The 6,892-nt window shown below is 71.5% G+C and carries 5 protein-coding genes; 3 read left to right on the forward strand and 2 right to left on the reverse strand.

Features of this window, described 5'->3' with window-relative positions:
• Nucleotides 1-35: 35 nt before the first annotated feature.
• Nucleotides 36-800 carry a TetR/AcrR family transcriptional regulator gene (locus tag AC5WS8_RS38805; protein WP_496108182.1) on the reverse strand — a complete coding sequence of 255 codons (765 nt, stop codon included), beginning with the start codon at nucleotides 798-800 and terminating at the stop codon, nucleotides 36-38.
• Nucleotides 801-1,181: 381 nt separating this feature from the next.
• Here AC5WS8_RS38805 and AC5WS8_RS38810 point away from each other — a divergent pair, with 381 nt between their 5' ends.
• Nucleotides 1,182-2,579: an NAD(P)/FAD-dependent oxidoreductase gene (locus AC5WS8_RS38810; protein WP_496108183.1), complete on the forward strand. Its 1,398-nt coding sequence runs from the start codon at nucleotides 1,182-1,184 to the stop codon at nucleotides 2,577-2,579.
• A 206-nt stretch (nucleotides 2,580-2,785) separates the two neighbouring features.
• A complete protein-coding gene (locus tag AC5WS8_RS38815) occupies nucleotides 2,786-4,438 on the forward strand; it encodes an ATP-binding SpoIIE family protein phosphatase (protein WP_496108184.1) in 1,653 nt (550 codons plus the stop codon).
• A 95-nt stretch (nucleotides 4,439-4,533) separates the two neighbouring features.
• On the opposite strand, the gene AC5WS8_RS38820 is transcribed toward AC5WS8_RS38815, so the two are convergent.
• A complete protein-coding gene (locus AC5WS8_RS38820; protein ID WP_496108186.1) occupies nucleotides 4,534-5,814 on the reverse strand; it encodes an MFS transporter in 1,281 nt (426 codons plus the stop codon).
• A 160-nt stretch (nucleotides 5,815-5,974) separates the two neighbouring features.
• Between AC5WS8_RS38820 and AC5WS8_RS38825 the strand changes: the two genes are divergently transcribed.
• Nucleotides 5,975-6,523, forward strand: a complete 549-nt coding sequence (locus AC5WS8_RS38825) for a MarR family winged helix-turn-helix transcriptional regulator (RefSeq protein WP_496108185.1) — start codon at nucleotides 5,975-5,977, stop codon at nucleotides 6,521-6,523.
• Nucleotides 6,524-6,892 lie beyond the last annotated feature (369 nt).

Consider the following 6,892-nt stretch of genomic DNA (forward strand, 5'->3'; position numbering starts at 1 on the left):
TTGGGGGCGGGGGGGTTGCCAGGCCCCCGCGCCACTCACACCGGGCGGGACCGCAGGCCCTCCAGGAGGATGTCCAGCAGTCGCGACGAGGCCGCCGCCTGGTGGGCGGCGTCCGGCAGTGAGGGCGCCGCCGTGGCGATCACCAGCAGCACGTCCGACACGGTGACGTCCGGTCGCAGTTCACCCGCCGCGCGTGCCCGCTCCACGAGCTGCCCGACGACCTCCAGCAGGGTGGCCGCTCCCGCGTCGTCCGGCTCCGGGGCAGGCCGCTGCTCCACGAGCCGCAGGTCGGGGGCCGACTCGGACCGCTGCTGCGGTACCCGGGCCGCGTCCACCGGCCCCGCCTCGGACTGCTCCGTGCCCTCCTCGGCGACCCCCACCCGCAGGACATGCGGCGGCAGCAGCCGTCCGGCGCCCGACGCCACCGATGTGCGCAGGAAGCGCGAGAGCGCCGACCACGGCTCGTCCTCCTGACCGAGCGCCGCCCTGGCCTGCTCGGTCAGCCGGGAGGTCTCCTCCTCGGCTATCCGCCGCACCAGGACGTCCTTGCTCGGGAAGCGCCGGTACACGGTGCCGACGCCGACCCGCGCGCGCCGCGCCACGTCCTCCATCGGCGCGCCGTACCCCAGTTCGCCGAAGACCTCGCGTGCCGCGCGCAGTACGTGCTCCAGATTGCGCTGTGCGTCTACGCGCAGCGGCGTCGTCCGCGCGGCCTCCCCGCGTCCGTCCTGCGCCGCGCTCACCGTGCCCGCCGCCGCGACGGCGGACGCGGATGACCAATAAGAGTCCTGAATGTGCATGAATGATCCCCCGGTCCTGACGTCTCCCCCCGGAGACTCTCCCCGCCATTGGCAACCGGAGCGTACGGAACAGGCGTCGTACGTGACCGGGCCCGCCCCTCGCGGGCCCCGAGCGCATCCCCCTACACCCCGTCAAGAGACGAACATAGTTGAGCGCGAGTCAATTCAGAAGGGGCGCGCTCCGCGCGGGTCGCCCCCCGATCGGAGTACGGGCCGGATTCACCCCCTTTGCCCCCTCCGCCGTACCCCCTCGCACCCTCGCTGACCTGCAATATTCCCCTGCGCTCCGGTGATTCGGCCAACCCTGCCCCAGGCGTCCGTCCGGTCACACAATTTGCCGGGGCTGTGGACAAACTCGGGCGTCGGGTGCCTCATGGGAAGGTGACGGCTGCATTCCACCGGGCGACACCCCCCGAACACCCGAAGTGTGTGCGCATCCTCGTCGTCGGCGGCGGCTACGTCGGCCTGTACACGGCGCTGCGCCTGCAACGGAAGCTCAAGGCGGAACTCCGCCGGGGCGAGGCGGAGATCGTGGTGGTCTCGCCCGATCCCTACATGACCTACCAGCCGTTCCTGCCGGAGGCGGCCGCCGGCGCCATCTCACCGCGCCACGTGGTCGTCCCGCTGCGTCGCGTCCTCACGGACTGCCACGTCGTCATCGGCGAGGCCACGGCCATCGACCACGCCAAGCGGACCGCCACCATCTCCACGCTCTCCAGCGAGGAGACCGGGCAGACCGAGCAGATCGCCTACGACGAACTCGTCCTCGCCCCGGGCTCCATCTCGCGCACCCTCCCCGTTCCCGGTCTCGCCGAGCACGGCATCGGCTTCAAGACCGTCGAGGAGGCCATCGGTCTGCGCAACCACGTCATCGAACAGATGGACATCGCCTCCTCCACCCGCGACCCCGCCATCCGCGACGCGGCCCTCACCTTCGTCTTCGTCGGCGGCGGCTTCGCCGGAGTGGAGGCGCTCGGCGAACTGGAGGACATGGCCCGCTACGCCGCCCGCTACTACCACAACGTCAAGCCCGAGGACATGCGGTGGATCCTCGTGGAGGCCTCCGACCGCATCCTCCCGGAGGTCGGCGAGGAGATGGGCCGCTACACCGTCACCGAGCTGCGCCGCCGCAACATCGACGTACGCCTCGAAACCCGTCTGGAGTCCTGTGCCGACCGGGTCGCCGTCCTCTCCGACGGCTCCCGCTTCCCGACCCGTACGGTCGTGTGGACCGCCGGTGTCAAACCGCACCCGATCCTCGCCGCGACGGACCTGCCGCTCGGCGAACGCGGGCGCCTGAAGTGCACCCCCCAGCTGACCGTGGACGGCGTCAGGCACGCGTGGGGCGCGGGAGACGCGGCCGCCGTCCCCGACGTCACCGCCGAGGAGCCCGGCAGGGAGACCGCCCCCAACGCCCAGCACGCGCTGCGCCAGGCCAAGGTGCTCGGCGACAACATCGTGCACGCGCTGCGCGACGAGCCCCTGGAGACGTACGCGCACAAGTACGTCGGTTCGGTGGCCTCCCTGGGGCTGCACAAGGGCGTCGCACACGTCTACGGACGCAAGCTGAAGGGCTGGCCCGCGTGGTTCATGCACCGCACGTACCACCTCAGCAGGGTGCCCACCTTCAACCGCAAGGCGCGAGTAATGGCCGAATGGACTCTGGCAGGCCTCTTCAAGAGGGAGATCGTGTCGCTCGGTTCACTCGAACATCCCCGTGCGGAGTTCGAACTGGCCGCCGGTGGAAAGCATTCTTCAGACCCGAAGGGGTCGAACTGAGCGGACCCAGGAACTCCGCCCGAAGCACCGACGTCTGACGGTTGTCGGTCCGGTCGGCCAGACTGGTCCACGATCCGGGCGGGCCGACCCCGCCCGGACGCACCCACCAGGCTTTCCCCACAGCGCCGTACCCCCCGTGGACCGGGCCCCGGACCCCGCCCGGAACCGGAGCCGGCCGGAGACGACAACGACGAGGCAAGAAATCGGTGAACTTCACGCGCTGGAGCGCCCGGCTCCCCGGAACGCAGCGCCGCGCCGCAGCGCGGACCGAGCACGCGGTCGCCACCGACCGGCGCGGTGACGGCTCCGTGCCCGTGGCCCGCACCGAGCGGCTCACCGACGACACGCCGAGCGTGCCCGCCCTCGACGAGCTGCCGGCGCGGGAGGTCCTCGACCGCGTCCCGGCCCTCGTGGCCCTGGTGCACGGCCCCGATCACCGCGTCGCCTACGTGAACGACGCCTACGCGGCGGCCTTCGGCGCCCGCCCGGTCGGCGAACCCGCGCGCAAGGCACTGCCCGAACTGGAGGAACTGGGCCTCCTCCCGCTCCTGGACCAGGTGCTGCGCAGCTCCAAGCCGCGCACGGTCAAGTCCCGCAAGGCGCCGGGCGGCCGTTCGTACACGTTCACCTGTACACCGGTGGACGTACCCGGCGGCAGGGCCCGGGGCGTGCTCGTCTTCGCGGCCGACGTCACCGACCACGCCGAGGCCGCCGAACGGCTGCGCGCCAGCGAGCGCGAGCAACGCCGGACCGCGGTGGCCCTCCAGCGCTCCCTGCTGCCCCAGGAACTCGAACAACCCGACGACCTGCGCATCGCCGCCACCTACCAGCCCGGCGGCACCGAGGCCGCGGTCGGCGGTGACTGGTACGACGTGATCACGCTCGGCGGCGGCCGCACCGCGCTGGTGATCGGCGACGTCATGGGCAGGGGCGTCCGCGCGGCGGCGGTGATGGGCCAACTGCGCACGGCGGTGCGCGCCTACGCCCGTCTGGACCTGCCCCCGCACGAGGTCCTCCAGCTTCTCGACGGCCTCGCCGCGGAGATCGACGCCAACCAGATCGCGACCTGCGTCTACGCCGTCCACGACCCGAACGAGGGCCGGCTGGTGTACGCCTCGGCAGGCCACCTCCCGATCCTGGTCCGCGACGAGTCCGGCAACGTGCTGCGCGCCGACGAACCCACCGGGCCGCCCCTCGGCACGGGCGGCTGGATGCACGCCTCCGGCTCGGTACCGCTGGCACCCGGATCCACGGCCGTCCTCTACACCGACGGCCTGGTGGAACGGCGGGACGCCGACCTGGACGAAGGCATCGCGGCTCTGGCGGGCGCGCTCGCCGGCGCCACGGGCACACCACAGGTGATCTGCGACCGTCTGGTGCGTTCCGCGGGCGTCACAGCGGGCCACGACGACGACGTGGCGGTCCTGGTCCTCCAGCACCCGGCGCGCACCGGAGGGGAGGGCGAGCTGTTCCGCAACGCCGCACTGGAGCTGCTGGGCGGTGTGGAAGCGGCACCCCGCGCGCGTGCCTTCGCCTCCGGGGTGCTGACGAGCTGGCGGTTCCCGGCCGACCTGCACGATCTCGGGGTGCTGGCGGCGAGCGAACTGGTCGCGAACTCGCTGCAGCACGGCACACCGCCCATGCGGCTGCGCCTGCGCCGCACCGACCGCCGACTGATCATCGAGGTCACCGACGGCGACGACCACCTCCCGAGGCGCCGCCGCGCGGAACCGGCGGACGAGGCGGGCCGGGGCATCGCCATCGTGGCGACGATCGCGTCGAACTGGGGATCACGGAGGACACCAGGGGGCGGCAAGGCGGTGTGGTGCGAATTCGCCCTGCCGAAGACCGACGGCTGACCTCCCGGGTCCCTCGAACGAGCGGGGGTCCAGGGAGCGGAGCCTCTGGGGGACGGAAGGGTACGGGACGGGACGGGCGGTGAGGGCGAACACCCTCAGGTGCGCGCCGACGCCGACGCCGGCTCCGCCGACGCACCTCCCTGCGCCACGACCCGGCTCCTCCCCGGCGACGGCTGGTTCTGCGCCGGGGTCAGCAGCCGCCCGAGCCGCACCGCCAGCACCGTGATGCCCAGGGAGCACAGCAGGAACGCCACGACGTACGGTCCCGGCAGGGCCGCCGCAAGGGGGCCGCCCACCGCCGGCCCCACCGCCAGCGCCAACTGCTTCACCAGGGCGAACACCGAGTTGTACTGCCCTGCCATTCCCGTCGGCGCCAAGTCCGCCACCAGCGGCGCGACCGTCGGCGACAGCATCACCTCACCCAGCCCGAACAGCGCGTACGTGGACACGAACGCCGCCGTCGCCATCTCACGGCTGCCGTGACCCAGCCCCGCGTACCCCGCGACGGCCCACGCCACGGCCCAGATCAGCCCCACGGCCGCGATCACCCGGGACCGCCTGCGCCGCTCCACGAACCTCAGCACCGCGAACTGCGCCACCACGATCACCGCGGTGTTCGCCGCCAGCGCCGTACCCAGCGCGGACGTCGAGATCCCGGCCGCCTCCACGCCGTAGGCGCTCAAGCCCGACTCGAACTGCCCGTAGCAGGCGAAGAAGAGCACGAAACCCAGCACGCACAGCTGCACCATGGCCCGGTCCCCCAGCAGTTGCCGCCGGCTCGCCCCGCCGCCCCGCGGCGGCGTCTCCTCGATCCTCGGTGCCCGTGGCATCCGTACCGTCGACATGACCACGACCAGCAGCAGGAACATCGCCGCCTCGAGCGCGAACAGCAGGGTGAAGGACGCCGCCCGCGAGACATCCACGAGGTGCCCGCCGATCAGCCCACCGACACCGAGTCCCAGGTTCTGCAGGAAGAACTGCACCGCGAAGGCCCGCGAGCGCGTCTCTGCCGCCGAGCAGTCCACGATCATCGTGGCCAGTGCCGGCTGCATCACCGCCTGCCCGGCCCCGAGCAGCGCGGCCGACAGCAGCACGCTCTCCGCACCGGCCGCGACCCCCAGACTCAGCGCGCCCACCGCGGCCATGAGCAGTGCGGCCAGCAGCACCGGAAGCGGCCCGCGCCGGACGATGGCCCGCCCGGCGAACGGCAGCACGACCAGCGCGGCCACGGCGAAGACGGCGAGTACGAGACCCGCCGTCACAGCACCGAGATCCCGCACCTGCGCCACATAGACGTACAGATAGGGGACGGTGAAGCCGAGACCGAACGCGCTGAGTGCGTTGCCCGCATGGATCCGGCGCATCGCTGCGCCCATCGCCCTGGTCACTGACACCTTCCTTGAGAAGCGGGGCCGCCGAGCCCCGGCTCTTACCTCTGAAACGGTTAACCCTGAAGACTTCGAAGCTAAAATTCGAAGTTGAACAGTACACCTTGAAGGAGTTCAATGCCAAGCGGTCGCGTGTCATACTGCGCCCATGGGTGACACCCCCGGCGCGAGCGAGCCGACCCTCGAGGAACAGATCGCCGCCTACCAGCGCGAGTTCCAGGACCTGGACCCGCAGGTGGAGAAGATCGTCTCGGCGCTGTCCCGGCTCAACCGCCGTATGAACGTCGCCTACGGCCGCCAGACATCCGCGCTCGGTATCAGCAACACCGACTGGGAGGTCCTCAAGGCCCTCGTGCTCTCCGGCGCCCCCTACCGCATGGGCCCCAGCGATCTCGCCAAGCGGCTCGGCCTGACGCCGGCCGCGATGACCCACCGCATCGACCGCATGGTCGGCGAGGGCCTGGTCACCCGTGAGCGCGACGAGGCCAACCGCGTCCGCGTCATCGTCGAGCTGACCGACGAGGGGCGCGAGAAGTGGCTGGAGGCCATGCGCCGCGCCTCCGGGTTCGAGGAAGACCTCCTTCAGGACCTCTCTCCGGAGGAACGCGCGGTCCTCGGTGACGTGCTGACGCGCCTGCTGCGTCGGGTGGAGGACGCCCAGCCGGACGCCGGCGGCCGCCTCAGCGACCTGGACTGACAGGCGCCCGGAGACTTGGCGCAACGCCGGGCCGGGGAGGTTTGACACCCCGCCCCGCGATCCGTAAGGTTCTTCGGGTTGCCACGGGGCCGTATCGGTTCTGCGGCAGCACCTCCTGCCGCATCAGCGGCAACAAACCACTCAGCACGATCTCCCACCCGGGTCAATTTCGGCGCGCCCGAAATTCGAATTCGATTGGGTACGGCATCCCCGATCCACGCGATTGGGAATCGCCGGAGGGATCCGCTAGGGTTGGAGACGTCGGAACGGCCCAAGGGTCGCGAGGACAAGCCCGGTTGACAGGGAATCAGGGCCCAAAGGGAACTGAGGGATCTGATAGAGTCAACAAAGCCGGAAGGCCGAAAGGCC

This window comes from Streptomyces sp. PTL18, from assembly GCF_059510295.1.

What these genes read in the sequence shown, in the direction of transcription:
- AC5WS8_RS38805 (WP_496108182.1), bottom strand. Translation starts at nt 800, where the DNA reads ATGCACATTCAGGACTCTTATTGGTCATCCGCGTCCGCCGTCGCGGCG.
- AC5WS8_RS38820 (WP_496108186.1), bottom strand. Translation starts at nt 5,814, where the DNA reads ATGGGCGCAGCGATGCGCCGGATCCATGCGGGCAACGCACTCAGCGCG.
- AC5WS8_RS38825 (WP_496108185.1), top strand. Translation starts at nt 5,975, where the DNA reads ATGGGTGACACCCCCGGCGCGAGCGAGCCGACCCTCGAGGAACAGATC.